This window comes from Gordonia aichiensis (assembly GCF_039946255.1).
GTDB classification, from domain to species: Bacteria; Actinomycetota; Actinomycetes; order Mycobacteriales; family Mycobacteriaceae; genus Gordonia; species Gordonia aichiensis_A.
This window is the reverse complement of record NZ_JBCDWL010000001.1, coordinates 1-26,927: the sequence shown is the minus strand read 5'-3', so window position 1 is coordinate 26,927 and position 26,927 is coordinate 1. Positions and strand designations below refer to the sequence as shown.

At 69.3% G+C, this 26,927-nt stretch carries 23 protein-coding genes; 21 read left to right on the top strand and 2 right to left on the bottom strand.

Going from position 1 to position 26,927, the window contains the following annotated elements:
* Positions 1-41: 41 nt before the first annotated feature.
* From metH to hisG, 5 genes are all read left to right on the top strand, one after another.
* The gene (gene metH, locus AAFO60_RS00115; protein WP_347954128.1) at positions 42-3,650 is read left to right on the top strand and encodes a methionine synthase; all 3,609 of its coding nucleotides are present in this window, start codon (positions 42-44) and stop codon (positions 3,648-3,650) included.
* A 60-nt stretch (positions 3,651-3,710) separates the two neighbouring features.
* Positions 3,711-4,595, top strand: coding sequence for a DMT family transporter (locus AAFO60_RS00110; RefSeq protein ID WP_347954127.1), 885 nt, complete (start codon positions 3,711-3,713; stop codon positions 4,593-4,595).
* Positions 4,596-4,658: 63 nt separating this feature from the next.
* A complete protein-coding gene (locus AAFO60_RS00105) occupies positions 4,659-5,330 on the top strand; it encodes an HAD family hydrolase (protein ID WP_347954126.1) in 672 nt (223 codons plus the stop codon).
* A 49-nt stretch (positions 5,331-5,379) separates the two neighbouring features.
* Entirely contained in the window at positions 5,380-5,643 is a 264-nt protein-coding gene (locus AAFO60_RS00100; protein WP_347954125.1) for a phosphoribosyl-ATP diphosphatase, read from the top strand.
* A 33-nt stretch (positions 5,644-5,676) separates the two neighbouring features.
* Positions 5,677-6,525 (top strand): ATP phosphoribosyltransferase, encoded by an 849-nt coding sequence (hisG, locus tag AAFO60_RS00095; RefSeq protein ID WP_347954124.1) that lies wholly within the window; start codon positions 5,677-5,679, stop codon positions 6,523-6,525.
* A gap of 85 nt (positions 6,526-6,610) precedes the next feature.
* Here the strand turns inward: hisG and AAFO60_RS00090 are convergent, their stop codons facing one another.
* Positions 6,611-7,468: a thioesterase family protein gene (locus AAFO60_RS00090; RefSeq protein ID WP_347954123.1), complete on the bottom strand. Its 858-nt coding sequence runs from the start codon at positions 7,466-7,468 to the stop codon at positions 6,611-6,613.
* Between the two features lie 144 nt (positions 7,469-7,612).
* On the opposite strand from AAFO60_RS00090, the gene AAFO60_RS00085 reads away from it, so the two are divergent.
* From AAFO60_RS00085 to AAFO60_RS00020, 14 genes are all read left to right on the top strand, one after another.
* On the top strand, positions 7,613-8,443 hold the full coding sequence (locus AAFO60_RS00085) for a tRNA (adenine-N1)-methyltransferase (protein WP_347954122.1): 831 nt from the start codon (positions 7,613-7,615) through the stop codon (positions 8,441-8,443).
* A 54-nt stretch (positions 8,444-8,497) separates the two neighbouring features.
* The gene (arc, locus tag AAFO60_RS00080) at positions 8,498-10,174 is read left to right on the top strand and encodes a proteasome ATPase (RefSeq protein WP_347954121.1); all 1,677 of its coding nucleotides are present in this window, start codon (positions 8,498-8,500) and stop codon (positions 10,172-10,174) included.
* A 75-nt stretch (positions 10,175-10,249) separates the two neighbouring features.
* Positions 10,250-12,739: an FHA domain-containing protein gene (locus AAFO60_RS00075; protein WP_347954120.1), complete on the top strand. Its 2,490-nt coding sequence runs from the start codon at positions 10,250-10,252 to the stop codon at positions 12,737-12,739.
* A 62-nt stretch (positions 12,740-12,801) separates the two neighbouring features.
* Positions 12,802-14,307 carry a depupylase/deamidase Dop gene (gene dop / locus AAFO60_RS00070; protein WP_347954119.1) on the top strand — a complete coding sequence of 502 codons (1,506 nt, stop codon included), beginning with the start codon at positions 12,802-12,804 and terminating at the stop codon, positions 14,305-14,307.
* Positions 14,308-14,455: 148 nt separating this feature from the next.
* Entirely contained in the window at positions 14,456-14,647 is a 192-nt protein-coding gene (locus AAFO60_RS00065; RefSeq protein ID WP_347954118.1) for a ubiquitin-like protein Pup, read from the top strand.
* A complete protein-coding gene (gene prcB / locus AAFO60_RS00060; RefSeq protein ID WP_347954117.1) occupies positions 14,644-15,477 on the top strand; it encodes a proteasome subunit beta in 834 nt (277 codons plus the stop codon). The genes AAFO60_RS00065 and prcB overlap by 4 nt, the downstream gene beginning before the upstream one ends.
* Entirely contained in the window at positions 15,474-16,223 is a 750-nt protein-coding gene (gene prcA, locus AAFO60_RS00055) for a proteasome subunit alpha (RefSeq protein ID WP_347954116.1), read from the top strand. Before prcB ends, prcA begins: the two co-directional genes overlap by 4 nt.
* Before the next feature lie 5 nt (positions 16,224-16,228).
* Positions 16,229-17,587: a Pup--protein ligase gene (gene pafA, locus AAFO60_RS00050; RefSeq protein WP_347954115.1), complete on the top strand. Its 1,359-nt coding sequence runs from the start codon at positions 16,229-16,231 to the stop codon at positions 17,585-17,587.
* Positions 17,588-17,603: 16 nt separating this feature from the next.
* Positions 17,604-18,590: a helix-turn-helix transcriptional regulator gene (locus AAFO60_RS00045; RefSeq protein WP_347954114.1), complete on the top strand. Its 987-nt coding sequence runs from the start codon at positions 17,604-17,606 to the stop codon at positions 18,588-18,590.
* Complete coding sequence (locus AAFO60_RS00040) at positions 18,587-19,579, top strand: helix-turn-helix transcriptional regulator (RefSeq protein ID WP_347954113.1); 993 nt, start codon at positions 18,587-18,589, stop codon at positions 19,577-19,579. The genes AAFO60_RS00045 and AAFO60_RS00040 overlap by 4 nt, the downstream gene beginning before the upstream one ends.
* Before the next feature lie 107 nt (positions 19,580-19,686).
* Positions 19,687-19,950, top strand: coding sequence for a Sec-independent protein translocase subunit TatA (tatA, locus tag AAFO60_RS00035; RefSeq protein ID WP_347954112.1), 264 nt, complete (start codon positions 19,687-19,689; stop codon positions 19,948-19,950).
* A gap of 89 nt (positions 19,951-20,039) precedes the next feature.
* Positions 20,040-20,975, top strand: coding sequence for a twin-arginine translocase subunit TatC (gene tatC, locus AAFO60_RS00030; RefSeq protein WP_347954625.1), 936 nt, complete (start codon positions 20,040-20,042; stop codon positions 20,973-20,975).
* Positions 20,976-20,978: 3 nt separating this feature from the next.
* A complete protein-coding gene (locus tag AAFO60_RS00025; RefSeq protein ID WP_347954111.1) occupies positions 20,979-23,738 on the top strand; it encodes a DEAD/DEAH box helicase in 2,760 nt (919 codons plus the stop codon).
* 47 nt (positions 23,739-23,785) lie between these two features.
* Positions 23,786-24,379 carry a DUF4333 domain-containing protein gene (locus AAFO60_RS00020; RefSeq protein ID WP_347954110.1) on the top strand — a complete coding sequence of 198 codons (594 nt, stop codon included), beginning with the start codon at positions 23,786-23,788 and terminating at the stop codon, positions 24,377-24,379.
* 52 nt (positions 24,380-24,431) lie between these two features.
* Here the strand turns inward: AAFO60_RS00020 and AAFO60_RS00015 are convergent, their stop codons facing one another.
* Positions 24,432-25,358 carry a 5'-3' exonuclease gene (locus tag AAFO60_RS00015; protein ID WP_347954624.1) on the bottom strand — a complete coding sequence of 309 codons (927 nt, stop codon included), beginning with the start codon at positions 25,356-25,358 and terminating at the stop codon, positions 24,432-24,434.
* A 57-nt stretch (positions 25,359-25,415) separates the two neighbouring features.
* Here AAFO60_RS00015 and AAFO60_RS00010 point away from each other — a divergent pair, with 57 nt between their 5' ends.
* Complete coding sequence (locus tag AAFO60_RS00010; protein WP_347954109.1) at positions 25,416-26,537, top strand: M24 family metallopeptidase; 1,122 nt, start codon at positions 25,416-25,418, stop codon at positions 26,535-26,537.
* A 227-nt stretch (positions 26,538-26,764) separates the two neighbouring features.
* On the top strand, positions 26,765-26,927 hold a 163-nt coding region (locus AAFO60_RS00005; protein ID WP_347954623.1), incomplete at its 3' end, for a helix-turn-helix domain-containing protein.

Below are 26,927 nucleotides of genomic sequence, written 5' to 3'. Positions count from 1 at the left end.
CTACGGCGATGCCGAATCCGGCGCGAACTAACCTGCTAGGTATGGCATCGCATTCTTCGACAATCACCGGCTACGACTCGACCTTCCTACAGGCGATGTCGCGGCGCGTATTGATCGGTGACGGCGCGATGGGGACGATGCTGCAGGCGGCCGACCTCACACTCGAGGACTTCCGCGATCTCGAGGGCTGCAACGAGATCCTCAACGACACCCGACAGGACGTGCTGGCCGACATCCACCGCGCCTACTTCGAAGCGGGCGCCGACGCCGTCGAGACCAACACCTTCGGCTGCAACCTGTCGAACCTCGGCGACTACGACATCGCCGACCGGATCCGCGAGCTCGCCTACAAGGGCACCTCCATCGCTCGCGGCGTCGCCGACGAGTTCGGCCCGTCGGCCGACGGCACCGATCGCTTCGTCCTCGGCTCGATCGGTCCGGGCACCAAGCTCCCGAGCCTGGGCCACACCACCTTCCAGGTGATCCGGGACGCCTACGTCGAGTGCGTCCTCGGCATGTTGGAGGGCGGCGCCGACGGCATCCTCATCGAGACCTCGCAGGACCTGCTGCAGCTCAAGGCCGCCGTCATCGCCGCTCGCCGCGCCATGGCCCAGTACGGCCGTCACCTGCCGATCATCACGCACGTCACCGTCGAGACCACCGGCACCATGCTCGTCGGGTCGGAGATCGGCGCGGCACTGGCCGCCATCGAACCGCTCGGCGTCGACGTCGTCGGCCTCAACTGCGCCACCGGGCCCGCGGAGATGAGCGAGCACCTGCGCTACCTGTCGAAGCATTCGCGGATCCCGGTGTCGGTGATGCCCAATGCCGGCCTGCCGGTCCTCGGCAAGAACGGCGCGGAGTACCCGCTGACCCCCGAGGAGATGGCCGCGGCGCTGTCCGGGTTCGTCGCCGACTACGGACTGCAGTTCGTCGGCGGCTGTTGCGGCAGCACGCCCGAGCACATCCGCCAGGTCGCCGAGGCGGTCGCGAAGGTCACGCCCGCCGTCCGCGCGCCCCAGCACGAGTCCGAGACCTCCTCGCTCTACACCGCGGTGCCCTTCGACCAGGACGCGAGCTTCCTGGTGATCGCCGAACGCACCAACTCCAACGGTTCCAAGGCCTTCCGCGAGGCGATGATCGGCGGCGACTACCAGAAGTGTCTGGAGATCGCGAAGGACCAGACCCGCGACGGCGCGCACATGCTCGACCTCAACGTCGACTACGTGGGCCGCGACGGTGCCGCCGACATGACCGAGCTCGCCTCCCGGTTCGCGACCGCCTCGACGCTGCCGATCATGATCGACTCCACCGAGCCGGAGGTCATCCGGGCCGGCCTGGAGCACCTCGGCGGACGCTGCGCCGTCAACTCGGTCAACTACGAGGACGGTGACGCGCCGGATTCGCGGTTCGCGCGGATCATGGCGCACGTCGTCGAGCACGGCGCGGCCGTGGTCGCGCTGACCATCGACGAGCAGGGGCAGGCGCGCACCGCCGACCACAAGGTCGCCATCGCCGAACGGCTGATCACCGATCTGACGACCAACTGGGGTCTGGAGGAGGAGGACATCATCATCGACGCCCTCACCTTCCCGATCTCCACCGGCCAGGAGGAGGTGCGCCGCGACGGGATCGAGACCATCGAGGCCATCCGACGGCTCAAGCAGGCCCATCCGACGATCCACTTCACCCTGGGCATCTCGAACATCTCGTTCGGTCTCAACCCGGCCGCCCGCCAGGTGCTGAACTCCGTCTTCCTCCACGAGTGCGTGAAGGCCGGACTCGACACCGCGATCGTGCACGCGTCGAAGATCCTGCCGATGGCGCGGATTCCGGACGAGCACCGGCAGACCGCCCTCGACCTGGTGTACAACAACCGCCGCGAGAGCGGCACCGACGGTCCGGACGACCCCGGCTACGATCCGCTGCAGAAGCTGATGGAACTGTTCGAGGGCGTCTCGGCGGCCTCGGCGCGCGAATCACGCGCGGCCGAACTGGCGGCGCTGCCGCTGTTCGAGCGGCTGGAACGACGGATCGTCGACGGCGACCGCAACGGGCTGATCGAAGACCTCGACGAGGCCCGCAAGACGGTGCCGCCGCTGTCGATCGTCAACGACACCCTGCTCTCGGGCATGAAGACGGTCGGTGAGCTCTTCGGCTCCGGCCAGATGCAGCTCCCGTTCGTGCTGCAGTCCGCGGAGGTCATGAAGGCCTCGGTCGCGCACCTGGAGCAGTTCATGGAGGCCACCGACGAAGCGGGCAAGGGCAAGATCGTCCTCGCCACCGTCAAGGGCGACGTCCACGACATCGGCAAGAACCTCGTCGACATCATCCTGAGCAACAACGGCTACGACGTGGTCAACATCGGCATCAAGCAGCCGATCGCCACCATCCTGTCGGCGGCCGAGGAGAGCGGCGCCGACGTCATCGGCATGTCCGGGCTGCTGGTCAAGTCGACCGTGGTGATGAAGGAGAACCTGGAGGCGCTCAACTCGCAGGGCAAGAGCTCGTTCCCGGTCCTGCTCGGCGGCGCGGCACTGACCCGCACCTACGTGGAGGGCGATCTCGCCGACGTGTACGACGGGGACGTCCGCTATGCGCGCGACGCCTTCGAAGGGCTGAGCCTGATGGACGAGATCATGGCCATCAAGCGCGGCGAGGGCCCCGACCCCGACAGCGAGGAGGCCAAGGCCGCCGCGGCGAAGGTCGCCGAACGCAAGGCCCGCCGCGAGCGGTCCAAGCGCATCGCCGAGAAGCGCAAGGCCGCCGAGGTCCCGGTCGAGGTGCCTGCACGCTCCGACGTGGCCGCCGACAACGAGGTCCCGACCCCGCCCTTCTGGGGAACCCGCATCGTGAAGGGCATCCCGGTCAGCGACTACCTGGCGATGCTCGACGAGCGCGCGCTGTTCCTGGGCCAGTGGGGGCTGCGCGGCACGCGCGGCGACGGGGGACCGGACTACGACGAGCTCGTCGAGACCGAGGGCCGTCCGCGACTGCGGGAGTGGATCGATCGGCTGTCGACCGAAGGGATCCTGCAGCACGCCGCCGTCGTCTACGGGTACTTCCCGGCGGTCAGCGAGGGCGACGTGGTGCACGTGCTCGAGTCGCCCGATCCGTCGTCGCAGATCCGGCACAGCTTCGCCTTCCCGCGCCAGCAGCGGTCGCGGTTCCTGTGCATCGCCGACTTCATCCGCTCCAAGGAACAGGCGCTCGCCGACGGCAAGGTCGACGTCCTGCCGTTCCAGCTGGTGACGATGGGGGCGCCGATCGCCGACTTCGCCAACGAGCTGTTCGCCGCGAACTCGTACCGCGACTACCTGGAGGTGCACGGGATCGGCGTGCAGCTGACCGAGGCGCTCGCCGAGTACTGGCACCAGCGCGTCCGCAGCGAGCTGGCGTTCGTCGGCGGTGCGATGGCCGACGAGGATCCCGATCAGCCGCAGGGCTTCTTCGATCTCGAATACCGCGGCGCGCGCTACAGTTTCGGTTACGGCGCGTGTCCGGATCTGGAAGATCGTGCCAAAATGATCGATTTGCTCGAACCGGGGCGGATCGGTGTGGAACTGTCGGAGGAGCTGCAGCTGCACCCGGAGCAGTCGACCGACGCGTTCGTGCTGCACCACCCCGAAGCCAAGTACTTCAACACCTAGAAGCCGACTACCAGTCGGCCGGGCAGCGCGCGGAGCCGCCCAGTTGCTTGAGGAGAACAGTTGACCGCACTCGCCGTGGCCCTCGCCCTCGTGGCGGCCCTGCTGTTCGCGGTCGCCGCGGTCCTGCAGGAGAAGGGCACGCAGGGACTGCCCGACGACGGGGCGACCGGCGTCGGCTTCCTGACCACGCTCGCCCGCCGGAAGGTCTGGGTCCTCGGGATCATCGCCGACATCGGCGGATTCGCGGTTCAGGCGGCGGCGCTGGCGGTCGGCAGCCTGCTGATGGTGCAGCCGCTGCTGGTCTCGACGCTGCTGTTCGCGCTGCCCCTGGCCGCGTGGTCGCAGAAGCGGCGCCTGGTGCCGCGGGAGTGGTTCTGGGCGGCGGTCCTGACCGCGTCGCTGATCGTCTTCATCGTGGTCGGCGAACCCGGTCCCGGCATCAGCGCACCGTCCGGTCAGTCGTGGATCGTGCCGATCGCGCTGATGATCCCGGTCGTCGCAGGCTGCGTGATCTGGGCCGGCCGGATGCCGCACGGCACTCGGCGGTCGCTGGTGCTGGCGCTGGCGGCCGGGCTGCTGCTCGGCTACTCGGCGCCCTTCACCAAGACCGGTGTCGACGCCTTCGGCGGCGGCCTGCTCGCGGGCCTGTCGAGCTGGGAGTTCTGGATGATGGCGGTCACCGCCACCCTGGGCACGCTGTGGCAGCAGTCCAGCTACCAGGCGGGCGACGTGCAGACCAGCCTCCCGACGGTGACCGTCCTCAAACCGATCGTCGCGATGGCGCTCGGGCTGACCATCTATCAGGAGCACCTGAAGGTGGGGCACCTCGGCGACGGAATCGTCATCGCCGCCCTGATCGTCATGTGCATCGCGACGATCGCGCTCGGACGGCTCGGCGCCCCGGCCGACGACGGCGCCTCGGCGCCTGCCGGGTCCGTCGCCTGACGTCGCCTACGCTGGATGTCATGCCGCACCGCGCGGTGGACGACTGCAGAAGGACGATTGTCAGTGGCCGACGACCTGGTGCTCCCGCGAGCCGTGTTCTGGGACATGGATGGAACCCTCCTCGACACCGAACCCCTGTGGGGCCGGGCGATGGACCGCTTCGCCGCCAAGATCGGCGCGCAGATGACCCCCGAGCTGCGCGCCGCCACCATGGGCAATAGCTCGGTCGACGCGCTCACCAAGGTCTACGACGCCGCGCTCGTTCCCGACTCCGGTCGGGACTTCGACGGCGACGAGGCGTGGATGGTCGAATGCGTGCTGGCGATGTTCGCCGAGGACCTGCAGTGGCGGCCCGGCGCGCTCGACGCCCTGGCGATGATCGCCGACGCGGGCATCCCGATGGTGTTGGTCACCAACACCATCCGCGAGGTCACCGACGTCATGCTCGAAACGCTCGACCGGTCGCGGTTCGTCGCCACCGTCTGCGGCGACGAGGTGGAGGCGGGCAAGCCGGAACCGCACATCTACCGCCGGGCGGCCGAACTGGTCGGCGCCGCGCCCCGTGAGTGCCTGGCGTTCGAGGACTCGCCGGTCGGCGCGGCCGCGACCCACGCGGCCGGCGTGCCCGCGATCATCATCCCGTCGGCGCTGCCGGTGCCGCCGAAGCCGACGTACACCTATCGCGAGTCGCTGACGGGCCTGACGCTCGCCGACCTGGCGGCCGCAACCGGCTGAGGCGGGGCCGACCGGGCGGCCCCGGTCGCGACGTGCAAAAATACCTATCGTGAAAACCTTCGACGAACTCTTCTCTGAGCTGGCCGACAAGGCGCAGACCCGCCCCGAAGGCAGCGGCACCGTCGCCGCACTCGACAAGGGGATCCATACGCTCGGGAAGAAGATCATCGAAGAAGCCGGCGAAGTGTGGTTGGCGGCCGAGCACGAGTCCGACGAGTCGTTGTCCGAGGAGATCTCGCAGCTCATCTACTGGCTGCAGGTGATGATGATCAAGCGCGGCCTGAGCCCGGCCGACGTCTACCGCTACCTCTGACCGCCGCCCCACTTTCAATAGGAGTCTGCCAGCATGCTGCGCGTCGCCGTCCCCAACAAGGGCGCCCTGTCCGAAGCCGCCGCCGCGATCTTGTCCGAAGCCGGATATCGGAAGCGGTCGGACCCCAAGGACCTCAACGTCATCGACGTCGCCAACGACGTCGAGTTCTACTTCCTGCGCCCCAAGGACGTGGCGATCTACGTCAGCGCGGGCACCCTCGACCTCGGCATCACCGGCCGTGACCTGGCCGCCGACTCGGGCTCGGAGGTGATCGAGGAGGTGGCGCTCGGATTCGGCGCGTCGACCTTCCGGTACGCCGCCCCCAGCGACGAGGAGTGGACCGTCGCCGACCTCGCGGGCAAGCGCATCGCGACGTCGTACCCGAACCTGGTCCGCCGCGACCTCGCCGCGCGCGGCATGGAGGCCGAGATCATCCGCCTCGACGGCGCCGTCGAGATCTCGATCCACCTCGGCGTCGCCGACGCGATCGCCGACGTCGTCGGTTCGGGCCGCACGCTGCGCCTGCACGACCTCAAGGCCTTCGGCGAGTCCCTGTGCGACTCCGAGGCGGTCCTGGTCCGCAATCCGGCGAACCCGGAGCCGTCGAAGGCCGCGCACCAGTTCATCAAGCGCGTCCAGGGCGTCGTCTTCGGTCAGCAGTACGTGATGATCGACTACGACTGCCCGAAGGAACTGCTCGATCAGGCCGTCGAGATGACCCCTGGCCTGGAATCGCCGACCATCTCGGCGATGGCCGACCCGGACTGGATCGCGGTGCGCGCCATGGTGCCGCGCAAGACGCACCAGTCGCTGATGGACGATCTGTCGGAGATCGGCGTCCGCGCCATCCTCGCCTCCGACATCCGCTCCTGCCGCTTCTGACCCCGCAGACCGCTATCGCACCTCTTCCGTTCACCGCACCGTGTCGCGACCGAGTGCGGAGAACAGAAGAGGTGCGATAGCTGCGTCAGCGCTGAGCGGCGATGAGGTCGGTCTGCGCCGACCGCCCCAGGAATCCGGTGACGTCGTAGAGGTCGGCGAAGGTCGCACCGTAGCCGCGCGGGCCGATCGCCAGTTCGGCGTCGATGCCGAGCCACGGCGTGCTCGGCTGACCGGTCAGATGGACGGTGGTGTCCATGTTCATCCACGACCAGTCACGCGGATCCAGCCGCGTGCCGATGCCGTTGGCGACGTCGAGCACGGTGAAGATCGACTCCAGGTGCGACGTCGCCTCGCCCAGGACCAGCGGGATCGCCGGCCGCAGCCACAGGGACGGGGTGTGCCCCTTGCGCCCGGGCTGACGCGCGGTGACGGTGGTGCCGATGAATCCGACCTTCCCCCACGGCACCGCGTCCTCGTCTTCGACCGGAAAGCCGACGATCTGCGCCAGTTCGTCGGGGGAGGCCGTCAACGGCTCGTGCGGGGTGTTCTCGACGGCCGTCGTGTCGGAGGCCAGCAGCCGCCACGCGACCGACCGGGCGACGAGGCGGAACTCGCCGCCGGGCTGCTGCGCCTCCAGATCGGCCTGCACCATGCTGATCCGTCGGCCCGGCCGCGGAATGGACGTCCGCACCCGGTTCACGCCCAACCCGACCGAACCGATGATCTCGGTGGTGACCCGGGTGAACTCCTGACCGTCGCCGGGCACCGCGCGCATCATCGCCCGCATCAGCAGCCCGGACGGCGGGCCGCCGTGCTGCATGTCCGACGACCAGACGCTCGCCGTGGCGAGCGTCGGCTGGAAGTACTCGTAGTCGGGATCGGCGTCGTGCGGAGCTGCCAGGGGTTCGTAGTAGCACCGGTAGGGCACTTCACTGATGTCCATAACGGCACTCTATGACAGCCCCGGCGGCACGCTGTGACAAGGTTGGCGGGGCGCATTTCGGGTGGCGGACCAGCCGTGCCCGCGTCCAGACGCAGGCACGAGAACCGGCCGACGACGCCGGTTCGATTGGAGGACCAGAACACGATGGCCAACACCGGACCCTTCGCGGTAGGCGACCGCGTGCAGCTCACCGACTCGAAGGGACGCAAGTTCACCGTCCTGCTCGAGGAGGGCAAGCAGTTCCACACCCACCGCGGCGGTATCCTGCACGACGACCTGATCGGCAGCCCGGAGGGCTCGATCGTCGAGGCGACGTCGGGCACCCAGTACCTGGCGCTGCGACCGCTGCTGACCGACTACGTGGTCTCGATGCCGCGCGGAGCCCAGGTGATCTACCCCAAGGACTCGGCGCAGATCGTCGCCGAGGGCGACATCTTCCCCGGCGCTCGCGTGCTGGAGGCGGGCGCAGGCTCCGGCGCCCTGACCCTGTCGCTGCTGCGCGCCGTCGGCAGCACGGGTTCGGTCCTGTCGTACGAGGTGCGTGAGGACCACGCCGAACACGCCGTCCGCAATGTCAAGACCTTCCTCGGCGAGCGACCGGACAACTGGACGCTGCGGATCGGCGATCTCGCCGACCACGATCCGGCCGAGCAGGTCGACCGGATCGTGCTCGACATGCTGGCCCCGTGGGACTGCCTCGACGTGGTCGCCAAGACCCTGCGCCCCGGCGGCGTCCTCATCGTGTACGTCGCCACCGTCACCCAGCTGTCGAAGGTGATCGAGGGCCTGCGCGAGCAGCAGTGCTGGACCGAACCGCGCGCCTGGGAGTCGCTGGTGCGCGACTGGAGCGCGGTGGGACTGGCCGTGCGACCGGAGCACCGCATGCAGGGACACACGGCATTCCTGATCACCGCCCGCCGACTCGCCGACGGCACCGAAACCCTTCGCGTCCAACGTCGCCCCACACGCGGGTAGCGTGGAGTGCATACCGCAGACGCGGAGTACGCCCCGCAGAACTGAGGAGGCACGATGACCGAGTCCGAGCGTTCACCCAGCAGCAGCGTCGAGTTCTCGTCCATGCAGCAGCGCGTCGAGAGTCTCACGGTGCGCAACAGCAAGCTCACCGAGATGCTGAAGGAGGCGCGACTCCAGCTGATCGCACTGCGCGAGGAGGTCGACAACCTCGGTCAGCCGCCCAGCGGCTACGGCGTGCTCCTGGCCGTCTGCGACGACGACACCGTCGACGTCTTCACCTCCGGGCGCAAGATGCGGCTGACCATGTCGCCCAACATCGACCCGACCACCCTGCGGCGCGGCCAGTCGTTGCGGCTCAACGAGGCGCTGACCGTCGTCGAAGCCCTCGATTACGATCCGGTCGGCGAGATCAGCACCCTCCGCGAGGTGCTGGCCGACGGCCACCGTGCACTGGTGGTCGGGCACAGCGACGAGGAGCGGATCGTCCAACTGGCGAACTCGCTGATCCAGGTCGCCGACGGCGGCGAGTCGACGCGGAAGCTGCGTCCGGGCGACTCGCTGATGATCGACAGCAAGGCGGGCTTCGCGCTCGAGCGGATCCCGAAGGCCGAAGTCGAAGACCTCGTCCTGGAAGAGGTCCCCGATGTCGACTACGAGGACATCGGCGGTCTGCGCAGGCAGATCGAGCAGATCCGCGACGCCGTCGAACTGCCCTTCCTGCACAAGGACCTGTTCCGCGAGTACGCGCTGCGGCCGCCCAAGGGCGTCCTCCTGTACGGTCCGCCCGGATGCGGCAAGACCCTGATCGCCAAGGCCGTCGCCAACTCGCTCGCGCGCAAGATCGCCGAGTCCCGCGGCGACGACGCGCAGGAGGCCAAGAGCTACTTCCTCAACATCAAGGGCCCGGAGCTGCTCAACAAGTTCGTCGGCGAGACCGAGCGGCACATCCGGCTGATCTTCCAGCGCGCCCGCGAGAAGGCCTCCGAGGGCACCCCGGTCATCGTCTTCTTCGACGAGATGGATTCGATCTTCCGCACCCGCGGCTCGGGCGTGTCGTCGGACGTCGAGACCACCGTCGTCCCGCAGCTGCTCAGTGAGATCGACGGCGTCGAAGGCCTGGAGAACGTCATCGTCATCGGCGCCTCCAACCGCGAGGACATGATCGATCCGGCGATCCTGCGGCCGGGCCGGTTGGATGTGAAGATCAAGATCGAGCGGCCCGACGCGGAGTCTGCGGTCGACATCTTCTCCAAGTACCTGACCCCCGATCTGCCCCTGCATCCGGACGACCTCGCCGAGTTCGGCGGCGACGGGCAGCGGTGCGTCGACGGCATGATCCAGCGCGTCGTGGAGCGGATGTACGCCGAGTCCGACGACAACCGGTTCCTCGAGGTCACCTACGCCAACGGCGACAAGGAGATCATGTACTTCAAGGACTTCAACTCGGGCGCGATGATCCAGAACGTCGTCGACCGGGCCAAGAAGTACGCGATCAAGGCCTTCCTCGACACCGGTCAGAGCGGCCTGCGGATCACGCATCTGCTCGACTCGATCCTCGACGAGTTCTCCGAGAACGAGGACCTGCCGAACACCACCAATCCCGACGACTGGGCTCGGATCTCGGGCAAGAAGGGCGAACGGATCGTCTACATCCGCACGCTGGTCACCGGCAAGTCCGGCGGGGCCAGCCGCGCGATCGACACCGAGTCGAACACCGGGCAGTACCTGTAGCCCCCGGCCGCGGGCATCGCGTCCCGCTCCGGCGGCGGCCGGGGCGGGCGGGGCGACTCGCTACAGTTACCGGCGATGAACACGACAGCAATCACACCGCTGCGCGTCCGGGTCGCTTCGGCCCGGCCGCAGGTGGTGCGAACCACACCTGTGACCCTGGGTCGCACGCCGGACAACGACGTGGTGGTCAACCACCCGTTGGTCTCGCGCACGCACCTGGCGATCGAGTGGTCCGATGGCTGGCATGTCGTCGACCGGGGGAGCACGAACGGGTTCTTCGTCGACGGCGCGCGGCAGTCTCGGATCCGCCTCGACCGAACCCTTCACATCCGGCTCGGTGACGCGATGACCGGCCCCGTCGTCGAACTGGCGCCGCAACCGCCGGCGGGCCCGACGATCGTGCCGCCGTCGCAGCCGGTGCCGGCGCAGGGGCCGCCTGCCCGGATGCCGGCGCCAGGGCCGCCGAGCGGGATGCCGCCGCGATTCGGCGCACTGCCCGACGCCCCGCACCTGGCGGCCCTGCACCAGAACGCCTCGGCGGTGTACGAGGTGCCGGGGCATCTGCGCGGCCGCGAGACCATCTCGCTGCGCGGGGTGCAGACGATCGGCCGCACCCCCGACAACGACATCGTCGTCAGCGACGTGCTGGCGTCCCGCAGACACGCGCGGCTCTCGAGCACCCCGCAGGGGCTGTTGCTGGAGGATCTGGACAGCGTCAACGGCACCTTCGTCAACGGCCGACGCGTCATGTCTCATCGCCTGAGCGAGAACGACGTCGTCACCATCGGAAACTCCGATTTCGTCGTCTCCGGCGGCACCCTGATGCGCGGACGGGCCCGGTCGCAGGTCGCCGGCGGGCTCCGCGTGCACGGCGTCGGCCTCACCATCGACGGCAAGGCCCTGCTCAACGACATCTCGTTCTCGGCGGCGCCGGGCACCCTGACCGCGGTCATCGGACCGTCGGGCGCAGGCAAGTCGACCGTCTCGAAGATCGTCGCGGGTCTGAACGATCCGACCGTCGGCGCGGTGACCTTCGAGGGCCGCGGCGTGCACCGCGAGTACGAGGCGCTGCGCTCGCGCATCGGCATGGTTCCCCAGGACGACGTCCTGCACCAGAAGCTGACCCTGCGCCAGGCCCTGCGGTACGCCGCCGAACTCCGCCTGCCCGCCGACCTGTCGACCGCCGACCGCGACCGGGTGATCGACGGGGTGCTGTCGGAGCTGCAGCTGAGCGAACACGTGGACACCCGGGTCGACAAGCTGTCGGGCGGACAGCGCAAACGCGCGTCGGTCGCGATGGAACTGCTCACCGGCCCGTCGCTGCTGATCTTGGACGAGCCGACCTCCGGGCTCGACCCGGCGCTGGATCAGCAGGTGATGCGGACCCTGCGCCGACTCGCCGACGCGGGCCGCGTGGTCCTCGTCGTCACGCACTCGCTGACCCACCTCGACCTGTGCGATCAGGTCCTGCTGTTGGCGCCGGGCGGCAAGACCTCGTTCTGCGGGGCACCCGGCGCGGTCGCCGCGGAGATGGGCACCGGGGACTGGGCCGAGATCTTCTCCTTCGTCGCCGCCCGACCCGACCAGGCGTGGGCCCAGTACCGGCATCGGCATCCGCACACCGCTGCGCTGCCGGTCGCGCATCCGCCGGGTCCGGCGCCGACGCCGATCAAGGCGGGTCTGCTCCGACAGACCGGCACCGTCGCCCGACGGCAGGTCCGACTGGTGTGGGCCGACACCGGCTACCTGGTGGTCCTGCTCCTGATGCCGATCGTGCTGGGACTGCTGACTCTCGTCATCCCCGGCGACAAGGGCTTCCGCCGGGCGCCGACCCCGGCCCGCGACGCGCTCGTCCCGCCGAAGGATCCCGGTGAGGCCCTGCAGATCCTCACCGTCCTGGTGATCGGCGCCGCCTTCATGGGGACCGCGCTGGCGGTGCGCGACCTGGTCGGCGAACGCGGCATCTTCGAGCGCGAACGCGCCGTGGGACTGCGGCCGGGCGCCTACCTGACCGCCAAGGTGCTCGTCTTCTCGCTGATGAGCATCGTGCAGGTCGCCATCATGGTGGCGATCACCTACGGCCTGCGGGCGATGCCGAAGGCCGCGGACATCGTCGCGCCGGGCGACCGGCTGCCGCTGATCCCGCCCGCGGTCACCCTGTTCATCGCCGTCGCGACGCTGGCGTGCGTCAGCGTGCTGGTGGGGTTGGCGATCTCGGCGGCCGTCCGGTCCACCGAGCAGACCATGCCGCCGCTGGTGATCGCCGTCATGGTGCAGTTGGTGCTCTCGGGCGGTCTGTTCGCCATCGGGTCGGCCTTCGTCAAACCGATCACCTGGCTCTTTCCCACCTACTGGGGCTACACCAATGCCGCGCAGGCGGTGAACCTGCCGTGGATCGCCGACCGGGTGCCGCAGGTCGCGATCGAGGCGCCGGGTGAGGAGATGATGTACCCGCTGTGGGAGCCGTCGGCCCTGCACGCGGTGATCAGCTATGCGGCCTTGGCGGCGATCGCGGCCGCGCTCACCCTTTTCATCTTCTCCCGCCTCCGGTTGCGCAGACGCTGACCCGTGCCGCGCCGGGCGTCCCCGGGCGCGGCGGGGGTCGATACTTGTTTAGGGTGGAATGCATGGAGCGCATCATCGGCACCGAAGTCGAGTACGGGATCTCGGCCCCGGGGTCCCCGTCCGCCAACCCGATCATGACCTCGACGCAGGCGGTGCTGGCGTATGCCGCGGCGGCGAAGGTGCCGCGACGGGATCGTCGGACCCGATGGGACTACGAGGTCGAGTCCCCGATGCGCGACGCGCGCGGCTTCGACCTCGGGCGCAGCGGGGGACCGGCGCCGATCATCGACGCCGACGAGATCGGCGCGGCCAACATGATCCTGACCAACGGGGCGCGCCTCTACGTCGATCACGCCCACCCGGAGTACTCGGCACCCGAGGTGACCGATCCGCTCGACGCGGTGATCTGGGACAAGGCGGGCGAGCGGGTGATGGATCAGGCCGCACGGCATGTGGCCAGCGTCCCCGGCGCACCGCGGCTGCAGCTGTACAAGAACAACATCGACGGCAAGGGCGCCTCGTACGGCACGCACGAGAACTACCTGATGCGGCGCGACACCCCGTTCGAGTCCATCGTCGCGGGCCTGATGCCCTTCTTCGCCTCCCGTCAGGTGATCTGCGGCTCGGGCCGGGTGGGGATCGGTCAGCGGGGGGAGGAGTCGGGCTTCCAGCTGTCTCAGCGCGCCGACTACATCGAGGTCGAGGTGGGGCTGGAGACCACGCTCAAGCGCGGCATCATCAACACTCGCGACGAGCCGCACGCCGATCCCGACAAGTACCGACGCCTGCACGTGATCATCGGCGACGCCAACCTCGCAGAGACCGCCACCTACCTGAAGGTCGGCACCACCGCGCTCGTCCTGGACCTGATCGAGGCGCGGGTCGACCTCTCTGATCTGGCCCTGGCCCGACCGGTGGACGCCGTGCACACGATCAGCCACGACCCGACCCTGCGCGCGACCGTCGCGCTCGACGACGGGCGCGAGCTGACCGGGCTGGCGCTGCAGCGGGAGTACCTGGCCCGCGCCCAGGCCCTCCACGACGACCGTCATCCCGACGACACCCGTGCCGCGCACGTCCTCGCGACCTGGGCCGACGTCCTCGACAAGCTCGAACGCGACCCGATGGAGTGCGCCGACCTGCTCGACTGGCCGGCCAAGCTGCGCCTGCTGGAGGGCTTCCGCAGCCGGGAGGGACTGTCGTGGTCCGCCTCCCGTCTGCACCTGATCGATCTGCAGTACTCCGACGTCCGTCTCGACAAGGGCCTGTACAACCGGCTCGTGGCCCGCGGCTCCATGAAGCGGATGGTCACCGAGGAGCAGGTGATGCATGCGGTCGAGAACCCGCCGCTGAGCACCCGCGCCTACTTCCGCGGCGAGGCGGTCCGCCGGTTCGGCGCCGACATCGCCGCCGCCAGCTGGGACTCGGTGATCTTCGATCTCGGCGGCGATTCGCTGGTCCGGATCCCGATGCTCGAACCGCTGCGCGGCACCGCCGCGCACGTGTCCGATCTGCTCGACGAGGCGCGTTCGGCGACCGAGCTCGTCGAACGGCTCACCGCGTCCTGATCTCGGCGCCGACCGAGCCGCACTGCTGACCAGGTCGGATCGACTCGGGCACAACACGTTCGCGAGCCAACACCGTCGCGTCCGCCCGCACGGGCGGTCGACACCGGTAGGGTTGAAGTCACAACGATTGTCTTCCCAGGAGGCGAACATGGCGCAGGAGCAGACCAAGCGTGGCGGCGGCAACGACGACGACGATGCCATCGGCGGCGGCGCGGCCGGCCAGGAGCGGCGGGAGAAGCTGACCGGGGAGACCGACGACCTGCTCGACGAGATCGACGACGTGCTGGAGGAGAACGCCGAGGACTTCGTCCGGGCGTACGTCCAGAAGGGCGGGCAGTGACCTCGGTGCCGGGCGCGGCGGGTGCCGGCGGAATCTCGTCGTTCACCGAGTACCTCCGCGTGCACGCACCGGACCGGTTGCCGCACAACATGATCGCCCCGGGTACCGACTCGGCGGCGACCGGTCTCGTGCCGCACGGCACGACGATCGTCGCCGTCAGCCATCCGGGCGGAGTCGTCCTGGCGGGCGATCGTCGCGCGACGATGGGCAACCTCATCGCCACCCGCGACGTCGACAAGGTGTACGTCACCGACGAGTTCACCGCGGCGGGCATCGCGGGCACGGCGGGCATCGCGATCGAGATGATCCGACTGTTCGCCGTCGAACTAGAGCACTACGAGAAGATCGAGGGCGTCCCGCTGACCCTCGACGGGAAGGCCTCGCGCCTGGCGACCATGGTCCGCAGCAACCTCGGTGCGGCGCTGCAGGGCCTGGCGGCGGTGCCGCTGCTCGTGGGCTTCGACGCCGAGGGCGACGCCGACGGCCGCGGCCGGATCTTCTCCTTCGACGTGGCGGGCTCGCGGCACGAGGAGCGCGGCGGCTACGCGGCGATCGGATCCGGCTCGGCGTTCGCGCGGTCGTCGCTGAAGAAGCTGTATCAGCCCGACCTGTCGGCGGCCCAGGCGCTCGACGTCGCAGTCGAGGCCCTGTACGACGCCGCCGACGACGATTCGGCGACCGGCGGCCCCGACCTGGTCCGACGGATCTTCCCGACCGCGGCCCGCGTGACCGCCGAGGGCGCCGACCTGGTCGCCGAGACCGAGATCGAGAACGCTGCGGAGGCCGTCGTCGCCCGGCGTCGCGCCGACCAGGAGGGGGAGCGGGCATGACCTTCCCGTACTACGCCAGTGCCGAACAGATCATGCGCGACCGGTCCGAGCTGGCGCGCAAGGGGATCGCTCGCGGTCGCAGCGTGCTGGCGCTGACCTACGCGGACGGGGTGCTGTTCGTGGCGCACAATCCCTCGAACACTCTGCGGAAGGTCAGCGAGATCTACGACCGGCTCGGCTTCGCCGCGGTCGGCAAGTACAACGAGTTCGAGAGCCTGCGCAAGGCGGGCATCCAGATGGCCGACCTGCGCGGCTACAGCTACGACCGCGCCGACGTGACGGGTCTGTCGCTGGCCAGCGCCTACGCGAACACGCTCGGCGCCGTGTTCACCGAGCAGGCCAAACCCTTCGAGGTCGAGTTGTGCGTCGGCGAGGTCGCCCGGCCCGGAAGCAGCACCCCGTCGCAGCTGTACCGGATCGGCTACGACGGGGCGATCTTCGATGAGACCTCGTTCATCGTGATGGGCGGTGCCACCGAGCCCATCAACGCCGCGATGAAGGACGCCTACGAGGCCGACCTGCCGCTTGCCGACGCGCTGTCGCTGGCGGTCCGCGCCCTGTCGACACCGGCCGAGAAGGCGGAGAAGGCAGCCGCCGACAAGGCGAACGGCGATGGCGCCGCAGCCGGTGACGCGTCGCTCACCGCGCACGACGTCGAGGTCGCGATCCTCGACCGGAACCGCCCCCGCCGGGCGTTCAAGCGCCTGCGCCGCGCCGACATCGCGAACCTTCTCGGACAGGAGTGAACGCCATGGAACGACGGATCATGGGTATCGAAACCGAGTACGGCGTCACGTGCACCTTCAAGGGGCAGCGCAGGCTGAGCCCCGACGAGGTGGCCCGCTACCTGTTTCGGCGGGTCGTCGCCTGGGGCCGATCGTCGAACGTCTTCCTCACCAACGGCGCGCGCCTGTACCTCGACGTGGGTTCGCACCCCGAGTACGCGACCGCCGAATGCGATTCGGTGGCCCAACTGGTCACCCACGACCGGGCCGGTGAACGGATCCTGGAGGAGCTGCTCGTCGACGCCGAGGAGCGCCTCGCGGCCGAGGGCATCGGCGGCGACATCTATCTGTTCAAGAACAACACCGACTCCGCGGGCAACTCGTACGGATGCCACGAGAACTACCTGGTCAGCCGGGTCGGCGAGTTCGGTCGGGTCTCCGATGTGCTGCTGCCCTTCCTGGTCACCCGGCAGCTGATCTGCGGCGCGGGCAAGGTGCTCACCGTGGGACACGAGGCCAAGTTCTGCCTGTCGCAGCGCGCCGACCACATCTGGGAGGGCGTCTCCTCGGCCACCACCCGGTCGCGGCCGATCATCAACACCCGCGACGAGCCGCACGCCGACGCCGAGAAGTACCGCAGACTGCACGTCATCGTCGGCGACTCCAACATGGCCGAGACCACCACCATGCTCAAGGTCGGGTCGGCGCTGCTGGTGCTGGAGATGATCGAGTCGGGCATCTCGTTCCACGACTTCGCGCTCGACAATCCGATCCGCGCGATCCGCGACATCAGCCACGACCCGTCGGGGCGACGCGAGATCCGGCTGGCCGGCGGTCGGACGACGACCGCGCTGGCCGTCCAGCGCGAGTACCACGCCCGCGCAGTCCGACATCTGGCCACCCGGACACCGGATCCGACGATGGACCGCGTGGTCGACCTGTGGGGCCGAGTGCTGGACGCGGTGGAGGCCGACGACTTCAGCGGCGTCGACACCGAGATCGACTGGGTGATCAAGCGCAAGCTGATGCAGCGGTACCAGGACCGCTACTCGATGGAGCTGACCGACCCGAAGATCGCCCAACTCGATCTCGCCTACCACGACATCCGCCGCGGCCGCGGCGTCTTCGACGTGCTGACCCGCAAGGGCTTGGCGGCCCGGGTCAGCACCGACGAGGCGATCGACGAGGCCACCACCACGCCGCCGCAGACCACGCGGGCCAAACTGCGGGGCGACTTCATCACCGCGGCGCAGCAGGCCGGCCGCGACTTCACCGTCGACTGGGTGCATTTGAAGATCAACGATCAAGCGCAGCGAAACGTCCTGTGCAAGGACCCCTTCCGCAGCGTCGACGAGCGCGTCGATCGGCTCATCGCCTCCATGTAGCGCTTAAGGTGAGTCCGTGGCCTCGAAGAACGAACGGATCGTCAACCTCGTCGTCTGCCTGATGTCGGCTCGCCAGTACGTCACGGCCGCCTACCTGCGAGCGAACGTGCAGGGCTACGGCGCCGACGGACAGAGTGACGAGTCGTTCAAGCGGATGCTCGAACGCGACAAGGCCGAGTTGCGCGAGATGGGCATCCCGGTGGAGACCGGCCGCAACCCGACCGGCGACGAGGGCTATCGAATCGACCCCGAGCAGTACGCCCTGCCCGACATCACGCTCGACCGCGCCGAGGCCGCCGCGGTGGCTGCGGCCGCCGCCGTCTGGCACGAACCGTCGGTGGCCGCCGTCTTCCAGACCGCCGTGCTCAAACTGCAGGCCGCCGGAATCGAGGTGGTCCCGGACGACGAGATCGGCGTGACGCACGGCGGGACGACGCGCTCGCTCGGCGACGAGCGGGTCATCACCGCGCTGCTCTCGGCCATCGACGACGGCCGGCCGGTGCGCTTCACCCACCGGTCCGGCCGCGGACGGCGGACCCGGACCCTGGAGCCGTGGGGCATCGCCTCCAACGGCGGCCGCTGGTACGTCGCGGGCCACGACCGCGACCGCGACGCGGTGCGCACCTTCCGCATCTCCCGGGTCTCCGAGGTCGAACCCTTCGGCGAGGCCGGCTCGGTCCAGGTGCCCGCGGGCATCAATCTCAGCGCGATCGTCGCCGCCTCGGTCGAGAACGCGTCCGACGGCGGGACCAGCGCACAGGTGTGGGTGGCGCGCGGCCGGGCGCACGGCCTGCGTCGGATGGCGACCTCGAGCAGGCCGCAGCCCGTCCCCGGCGGCACCGAGGCCGGCGACCTGCTGACCATCGACATCTCGTCCCGCTCGGCGCTGCGCCGGGCGATCCTCGGCGCCGGGGCAGACGCCGTGGTGGTGTCCCCGCCCGACCTGCGAGCGTCGGTGATCGCCGACCTCGACCGGCTGATCGCACAGGAGGCGAGCGCATGAACACGGTGGCGAAGGCGGCCGATCCGAGCCCGTCACGCCTGTCGCGGCTGCTGGCGATGGTCCCGTACTTCCTGGCCCGTCCCGGCATCAAGCTGACCACCGCGGCCGCCGACCTCGGCGTCACCGTCAAGATGCTGACCGCCGACCTGGAGCAGCTCTACGTCTGCGGTCTGCCCGGTTACGGTCCCGAACACCTCATCGACATCCAGTTCTGGGACGACTACGTCAGCGTGGTCTTCACCGCGGGCATGGACCGGCCGCTACGGCTGACCGGACCGGAGGCGAACCTGCTGCTGATGGCGCTCAACATGCTCTCGGAGACCCGCGGCGCGACCGATGTCGACGCGGTCCGCAATGCGATCGCGAAGATCGAGGAGGCGATGGGCCTCACCTACCGGGCGGTCAGCAGCAAGGCCGCACCCGGGCGGGCACCACGCACCGTCGACGGAGTCATCCGGCAGGCGCTGGCCGACGGCGAGGCACTGACCATCACCTATTATTCGGCGAGCCGGGATGCGGTGACGCAGCGGACCGTCGACCCGATCCGGATCCGCGCGATCGACCAGAACAGCTATCTGGAGGCGTGGTGTCGCTCCTCGGAGGGCGTCCGGATGTTCCGGTTCGACCGCGTCGAGTCGGCGGCGTCGACCGGCGAGCCCGCACAGCCGCCCGCCGAGGCGGTCGCCGCGACCGAACCGGCGGGCGTTCACCTGCTGACCGGGCAACTGCCGTCGGCGCACATCGAGATCGACCCCGAAGCACTGTGGATCCTCGAGTACTACGACGCCGAACCCGATGAACCGCTCGACGAGGAGCCCACCGGTCCGGTCGCGGCGACCCTGCGCTACGGCTCGCCCGAATGGCTCGCGCGATTCATCCTCGGCTTCGGCGGGCGAGTCCGGCTGCTGAGCGACGTGCCCGCGGTCCCGGACCTCGTCGCCGGATCGGCGGTCGCGGCCCGCGACCGATACCGCGACGCGAGCGCGTGAATCTCGGTGCGCCGGCGGCCGCGGTCTTCGCTAGACTGAGGTATTGACACCGGTGGCCTCGGCGCCGGTTCGTGTCGACACTGACTTCGTCTGAAGGGTTTTTGATTATGGGTGCGATGTCGCCGTGGCACTGGGCAATCGTTCTGCTCGTGCTGGTGCTGCTGTTCGGCTCGGCGAAGCTCCCCGCGGCAGCACGCGGCCTCGGCCGGTCGCTGCGCATCTTCAAGTCGGAGATGCAGGAGATGCAGAACGAGGGCAAGGCGCCGGAGGCGGGCGAGGCCGCACGTGAGCTGCCGAGCGCAGACAAGTCCGTCTCGAACGGCGACCGGTCGGCCGATCCGTCGCAGCCGACCGATAAGAAGACCGCTTAGCGCGGCATCGTCGACGAGTGAGCAGGAAGTTCTCTCTCGGCCGACTCGACCCCCGGAACCGTCGCAGCAAGGTCAATCCCGACGGGTCGATGCCGTTGGCCGAACATCTCTACGAGCTGCGCAACCGGCTCGTCATCTCGATGCTGGCGATCGTGGTGACCACGATCGTCGGCTTCTTCTGGTACAGCCACGGGGTGTGGCGCATCGAATCACTGGGCGAGCTGCTGCGGCAGCCCTACTGTGATCTGCCTGCGTCCACGCGTGCCTCGCTGACCCCCGACGGCGAATGCCGACTCCTGGCGACCGGGCCCTTCGACCAGTTCATGCTGCGACTGCAGGTGGCGCTGACCGCAGGCGTCGTGCTGGCGTGCCCGGTCTGGCTGCTGCAGATCTGGCGTTTCATCACTCCCGGCCTGCGCAAGAACGAACGCCGCTACGGCTTCACCTTCGCGGTGGCGGCCAGCACCCTGTTCGTCGGCGGCGCCGTCCTGGCCTACCTGGTGATCTCGAAGGCCTTCGAGTTCCTGTTGACGATCGGCAACGACGTCCAGGTCACCGCCCTGTCCGGCGACCAGTACTTCAGCTTCCTGCTGCACCTGCTGATCCTGTTCGGGATCAGCTTCGAGCTCCCGCTGCTGATCGTCGCGCTCAACCTCGTCGGCGTCCTCACCTACGAGCGGCTCACCCGCTGGCGTCGCGGCCTCATCTTCACGATGTTCGTCTTCGCTGCGATCGTCACCCCCGGCCAGGACCCGTTCACGATGCTGGCGCTGGCACTGGCGCTGACCGTCCTGTTGGAGATCGCGATTCAGGTCGCCCGCATCCATGACCGGCGCAAGGCCCGTCGCAACCCCGACTGGCTGGACCTGCCCGACGAGCAGGCGTCGCCGCTGACCGGTCCGACGGCCGCCGACACCGTGCGGGGAGTCGGCTCGACGAGCCCGATCCAACCCGCGGGCCCCCTCGGTGCGAGCATCGACCGCCGAGCCATTCGGACGTCGGACGCTTTCGATGACATCCTGTAAGGGATGACCACCCACGACCTTCCCGAATCCGGCCCGCAGCTGACCGCGTTCAGCGCCCGGCTCGGTTTCGCCCTCGATCCCTTCCAGCGGCAGGCCTGCGTCGAACTCGAATCCGGGCGCGGTGTCCTGGTCTGTGCACCCACCGGCGCGGGCAAGACCATCGTCGGCGAGTTCGCGGTGCATCTCGCACTCGCGAACGGCACCAAGTGCTTCTACACCACACCGATCAAGGCGCTGAGCAACCAGAAGTTCCACGATCTGGCCGCCGTCCACGGCGACGAGAACGTGGGCCTGCTGACCGGCGACAACTCGATCAACTCCGCCGCACCGGTGGTGGTGATGACCACCGAGGTCCTGCGCAACATGCTGTACGCGGAATCGTCGGCGCTCGCGGGACTCTCGCATGTGGTGATGGACGAGGTGCACTTCCTGGCCGACCGGTTCCGCGGCGCGGTGTGGGAGGAGGTCATCCTCGGACTCGACCCGTCGGTGTCGGTGGTCAGCCTGTCGGCCACGGTGAGCAATGCCGAGGAGTTCGGCGACTGGATCACCACGGTCCGCGGCGACACCGCGGTCATCGTCGACGAGCACCGTCCCGTCCCGCTGCACCAGCACATGCTGGTGGGGAACCGGCTCTTCGGCCTGTTCGACCGCAAGCACACCCGGCAGGTCAATCCCGAACTCACCCGGCACATCAAGCACAAGCTGCTCGCCGACGACGCCGTCGGCGGTTACCGCGAACGCGTCGCCCGCGAACGTCGCCGGGGCGGTACCGGGGTCTCCCGGCCGCATCTGATCCGACTCCTCGAAGAGGACGGGCTGCTGCCTGCGATCACGTTCATCTTCTCCCGGAAGGGTTGCGACGCCGCGCTCGTGCAGTGCCTGCGGTCCGACCTGAACCTGTTGGAGCCGGGGCAGGTGGCGCGCGTCGACGAGATCGTCGACCGGCACCTGACGGCACTGGCACCGGGCGACGCGGCGGTCCTGGGCGTCGACGACTGGCGTGACGGACTGCGACGCGGCTTCGCGGCCCACCACGCGGGTCTGCTGCCGACCTTCCGCCAGGCGGTCGAGGAGTTGTTCGTCGCCGGGCTCGTGAAAGTGGTCTTCGCCACCGAGACCCTGGCCCTCGGCATCAACATGCCCGCCCGCAGCGTCGTCCTGGAACGGTTGATCAAGTACAACGGCGAGGCGCACGTCGACCTGACACCGGGGGAGTACACGCAGCTGACCGGGCGCGCCGGCCGGCGCGGCATCGACGTGGAGGGCCACGCCGTCGTGGTCTGGACACCCGAGGTGATCCCCGACCGGGTGGCCGGGCTCGCCGGCGCGCGGACCTTCCCGCTGCGCAGTTCGTTCTCGCCCGAGTACAACATGGCGATGAACCTGATCGACCGGCTCGGCGTCGAAGGGTCCCGCGATCTGCTGCGCCGATCGTTCGCGCAGTTCCAGACCGACCGATCGGTGGTCGGGCAGGCGCGCCAGCTCGACCGCGCCCGGATGACCGTGCGCAAGGTCGAGGTGGAGCTGGATCAGTCGAGCGACCGCAAGGGCGTCGCCGCCGACGCCTTCCTGGAGTACATGGCCCTGCGCGAAGACATCCGCAGGCAGGAGCGCGCCGCCAAGTTCATGCGGCGGATGCAGACGACCGAGGCCGTCTCCGACGATCTGCTGGCGCTCAAGCCCGGTCACGTCATCGCGCTCAACACCGGCAGGCACCGCGGTCTGGCGGTGGTCCTGGAGCCGGCCGCGATCGACCTCGACCCCAAACCGCTGGTGCTGTGCGAAGACGGCTGGACCGGCCGGGTGGGGGTGCGCGACTTCGTCAACCCGCCCGAGGTGCTCGGCCACCTGCGCATTCCGAAGTCGGCCAACCGGCGCAGCGCGCACGGTCGGCGCGAGCTGGTGGCGATGCTGCGCACCAGCGGGATCGAGCGACCGCGCGGGCGCAACACCAAACGGAAGAAGGAGACCCCGAGCGACGCCCGGCTGGTCGAGTTGCGCAATAGGCTGCGCAAGCATCCGGTGCACAAGCTGACCGGCATCGACGACCTCCATCGACTCGCCGAACGCCGGAGCCGACTCCTGCGCGACATCGCGAGTCTGGAGAAGGCGGTCGACGAGCGGACGGCCGCCCTGGAGACGGAGTTCGACGCGATCACCGGCGTCCTGACCGAGCTGTCCTACCTGGAGACCGATGACACCGGTGAGCTGGTGGTCACCCCGACCGGCACGGTGTTGCGCCGCATCTACTCGGAGAGCGATCTGCTCGTCGCCGAGTGCATCCGCGCCGGGATCTGGGATCGGCTCGGCGCCGCCGATCTGGCGGCGGTGGTCTCGACGATGGTGTACGAGTCGCGACGCGATTCGTATGCGGGCGGCATCGACTCCATGCCGGGCAACCGGGCACTGCGCGACGCGTTGATCGCCACGGTGCAGGTCTGGGAGGCGACCAACGAGATCCAGGAGCGCCACGGCGTCGCCCCGACCCGCGAGCCGGACACCGGTTTCTGCGTCGCGGTCGGCGCCTGGGCGTCCGGCCGCTCGTTACGCGAGTCGCTGATCGCGGCGTCCGAACGCGGGCAGATGCTCTCGCCGGGCGATTTCGTCCGCTGGAATCGGCAGGTCGTCGATCTGCTCGAACAGATCCGCGGGAGCGTCGACCCCGACACGAGTCTGGCGGCCGCGGCCCGCCGGGCGATCAAGGGAGTGCGACGCGGCGTCGTGGCGTCGGAGCTGGACGCCGGTCCTGCGGTAACGTGAGCGCCGCCGACGCGGATCGGGCCGCTGACTGAGGAGGTAGTCGCACCATGACCTACGGAAGCGGGCCCACCGGTCCGAGCGATCGCGACGGATCCGGCCGCAATCCGTGGCAGGCTCCCGGCTCCGGTCCCGCGCCTGCCCCGCAGTACGGTCAGGCGCAGTACGGTCAGGCGCAGTACGGTCAGGCTCAGTACGGTCAGCCGCAGTACGCGCCGCCGCCTCACGCCCAGCCCGGTCAGTTCGGTCAACCCGGTCAGTTCGGTCAACCCGGTCAGTTCGGGCCGCCGCCGGTGACGCCTCCCGAGGGCAGGCGTGCGGGGAAGATCGTCGCGGCGGGCGCAGGTGTGGTCGTCGTGCTCGCCGGAGTCATCGCGCTGACCGCGTTCGTGTGGCCTGGATGGGCACCGAAGACTCTGAATCAGACAGCGGTGCAGGACGGTGTCACCGAGATCCTGACCGGCGCCGCGCCGGAGGGCTACGGCATCCGGGACGTCAGCTCGGTCGAGTGCCCGAGCGGCGAGTCGGTCGAGGTGGGCCACGTCTTCACCTGCTCGGTGAAGGTGAACGGCGAGAACAAGTCGGTGACGATCACCGTGCAGGACAGGACGGGCACCTACGAGGTGTCGCGCCCGACGAACTGATCCTCCCGGGCTCGCTCCAGGATTTCCACTCGGGCCAGGATTCCCGACCGGCCTAGGCCTCCCAGCCGAGCGCGGTGCTCAACCGCCCGATGCTCGCCGCGATGCCGAGGTCTTCGACGAGGGCGTCGAGGCCGGAGCGGTCGGCGGGTGCGGCCGGCAGCGCGGACGACTCGGTGCTGTCGATGGTGTCGGCGTCGGTGCGGACGGCGACCACGGTACGTGCGGCCGCCAGGTAGTCGCGCGAGTCGCGGATCGAGTTGCGGGCACGGGTCGGGACGGCCGATGCGTCGTCGTACGCCGCCGCTTCGAGGGCGTCGAGGCTCCCGAACTGGTTGAGCAGTTTGGCCGCGGTCTTCTCGCCGATGCCGGGAACGCCGGGCAGACCGTCCGACGGGTCACCGCGCAGAATCGACATCTCGGCGTAGGCGACGCCTGCGCGCTCGGGCGTCAGCCCGTACTTCGCCGACACCTCCTCCGGGCCCATGAGCTCGGCCTTCGCCAGACCGCGACCGACGTAGAGCACGCGGACCGGCACCGGATCGTCGGCGACCACTTGGAGGAGGTCGCGGTCGCCGCTGACGACGAGGACGTCGTCGTCGGCCTCATGGAAGGCCAGGGTGCCGATCACGTCGTCGGCTTCGCAGCCGAGGGCGCCGGACGTCGCGATGCCCGCGCAGCGCAGGACGTCGAGGATCATGTCGACCTGAGGGGTGAGCGTCGCGGGCACCTCCTCGGCGCCGTCTCCGTCTGCGGCGACCCGATGCGCCTTGTAGGTGGGGATGAGGTCGGTGCGGAACGCCGGACGCCAGTCCAGATCCAGGCAGACCACCAATCGGGTCGGCTCATGGGTGGTCACCAGAGCGGCGATGGTGTCGACGAAGCCGCGGACGGCGTTCACCGGGCGGCCGTCGGGCGCCGTCATCTTCTCGGGCAGGGCGTAGAACGAACGAAACCACAGACTCGCGCCGTCGAGGAGCATCACCGATCCGGTCATGGTGAACACCTTTTCACATCCGGGGTGAAATACCCTGGACGCATGCCCACCAGATTCGATTCCGACGTGTACGCCCGCCGCCTAGCCCGCGCCGCCGACCTGACCTGCGAGGCCGGATTCGACGCCGTCATCGTCGGTACCGGGCCCGACTTCCGCTATCTGACCGGCTCGGAGGCGGAGACCTTCGAGCGGCTCACCGCGCTGGTGATCCCGGCGCGGGGACCGGTGCGGGTGGTGACGGCGCGTCTGGAGCTGGCGTCGCTGCGTGAATCGGCCATCGGCGACCTCGACCTGCCGATCAGCGACTGGGTCGACGGACAGGATCCCTACGCGCTGGCTTTGGACGGCTTGGGCCCGGATGCGCGGATCGCCGTCTCCGATGCGCTGCCCGCGCTGCACGTGGTTCCGCTGAGCACCCGAACGTCGGTGCCGCCGGAGTTGGCGACGCCCGTCCTGCGCGAGCTGCGGATGATCAAGGACGAGGCGGAGGCGGCGGCGTTGCGTCGGGCCGGCGCGGCGATCGATCGGGTGCACGCGCGGATGGCCGAGTTCCTGAGGCCCGGCCGCACCGAGGCCGCGGTGGCCGCCGACATCGATGCCGCGATCCGCGCGGAGGGGCACACGCACGCGGAGTTCATCATCGTCGGATCCGGACCCAACGGCGCCGACCCGCACCACGAGAAGTCCGACCGCGTGATCGGCGCCGACGACATCGTCGTCATCGACATCGGCGGCCCGGTGGCGCCCGGCTACAACTCCGACTCCACCCGCACCTACTGCTTCGGTGCGCCGCGGCCCGACATCGCCGCGGCCTATGACGCGCTGCAGCGCGCCCAGGCGGCGGCGGTCGCTGCGGTGCGCCCGGGCGTCACCGCGCAGAGCATCGACGCCGCCGCCCGCGACGTCCTCGTCGAGGCAGGCCTGGGCGAGCAGTTCATTCACCGCACCGGCCACGGGATCGGGCTGTCGGTGCACGAGGAGCCGTACATCGTCGCGGGCAACGACGACGTCCTGCGCGAGGGCATGGCCTTCAGCATCGAACCGGGCGTGTACTTCAGCGGCGACTGGGGCGCCCGCATCGAGGACATCGTCGTCGTCACCGCCGACGGCTGCGAGCCCCTCAACAACCGCCCCCACGAGTTGGTCGTCCTCCCCGCCGAATAGCGGCAGCCCGACGCTCCGCCTGCCGTCCGCCTTCCCCTAGCCCTAGGTTGGTCGAGTAGCCACCGAGCGCAGCGAGGCGGCGTATCGAGACCCTGCGTATCGTGCGAGGTCTCGATACGCCCTCGGCTAGCTGTACTCCCCGAACACGTTGTGAACGTCTGATGTAGGCGAAGACCTCCGGGCAGGATGTGGGTTACCACACTCACCATCTAGCCACGGAGGTCTTCGTGACTCACGCTAACGCACCTTTGACTCCGGAGGGCCGTCGCCGCCTCGCCGTCCTCGTCGTGGACCAGGGATGGCCGATCCGACGGGCCGCCGAACGATTCCAATGCGCTCACGCAACAGCGAAGAAGTGGTCGGACCGATATCGTGCCGGCGAGCCGATGA

Excerpts from the sequence above, each read along its gene's own strand:
- metH (WP_347954128.1), top strand. The coding sequence starts at position 42 with ATGGCATCGCATTCTTCGACAATCACCGGCTACGACTCGACCTTCCTA.
- hisG (WP_347954124.1), top strand. The coding sequence starts at position 5,677 with ATGCTGCGCGTCGCCGTCCCCAACAAGGGCGCCCTGTCCGAAGCCGCC.
- AAFO60_RS00090 (WP_347954123.1), bottom strand. The coding sequence starts at position 7,468 with ATGGACATCAGTGAAGTGCCCTACCGGTGCTACTACGAACCCCTGGCA.
- AAFO60_RS00085 (WP_347954122.1), top strand. The coding sequence starts at position 7,613 with ATGGCCAACACCGGACCCTTCGCGGTAGGCGACCGCGTGCAGCTCACC.
- arc (WP_347954121.1), top strand. The coding sequence starts at position 8,498 with ATGACCGAGTCCGAGCGTTCACCCAGCAGCAGCGTCGAGTTCTCGTCC.
- AAFO60_RS00075 (WP_347954120.1), top strand. The coding sequence starts at position 10,250 with ATGAACACGACAGCAATCACACCGCTGCGCGTCCGGGTCGCTTCGGCC.
- dop (WP_347954119.1), top strand. The coding sequence starts at position 12,802 with ATGGAGCGCATCATCGGCACCGAAGTCGAGTACGGGATCTCGGCCCCG.
- AAFO60_RS00065 (WP_347954118.1), top strand. The coding sequence starts at position 14,456 with ATGGCGCAGGAGCAGACCAAGCGTGGCGGCGGCAACGACGACGACGAT.
- prcA (WP_347954116.1), top strand. The coding sequence starts at position 15,474 with ATGACCTTCCCGTACTACGCCAGTGCCGAACAGATCATGCGCGACCGG.
- pafA (WP_347954115.1), top strand. The coding sequence starts at position 16,229 with ATGGAACGACGGATCATGGGTATCGAAACCGAGTACGGCGTCACGTGC.
- AAFO60_RS00040 (WP_347954113.1), top strand. The coding sequence starts at position 18,587 with ATGAACACGGTGGCGAAGGCGGCCGATCCGAGCCCGTCACGCCTGTCG.
- tatA (WP_347954112.1), top strand. The coding sequence starts at position 19,687 with ATGGGTGCGATGTCGCCGTGGCACTGGGCAATCGTTCTGCTCGTGCTG.
- tatC (WP_347954625.1), top strand. The coding sequence starts at position 20,040 with ATGCCGTTGGCCGAACATCTCTACGAGCTGCGCAACCGGCTCGTCATC.
- AAFO60_RS00025 (WP_347954111.1), top strand. The coding sequence starts at position 20,979 with ATGACCACCCACGACCTTCCCGAATCCGGCCCGCAGCTGACCGCGTTC.
- AAFO60_RS00020 (WP_347954110.1), top strand. The coding sequence starts at position 23,786 with ATGACCTACGGAAGCGGGCCCACCGGTCCGAGCGATCGCGACGGATCC.
- AAFO60_RS00015 (WP_347954624.1), bottom strand. The coding sequence starts at position 25,358 with ATGCTCCTCGACGGCGCGAGTCTGTGGTTTCGTTCGTTCTACGCCCTG.
- AAFO60_RS00010 (WP_347954109.1), top strand. The coding sequence starts at position 25,416 with ATGCCCACCAGATTCGATTCCGACGTGTACGCCCGCCGCCTAGCCCGC.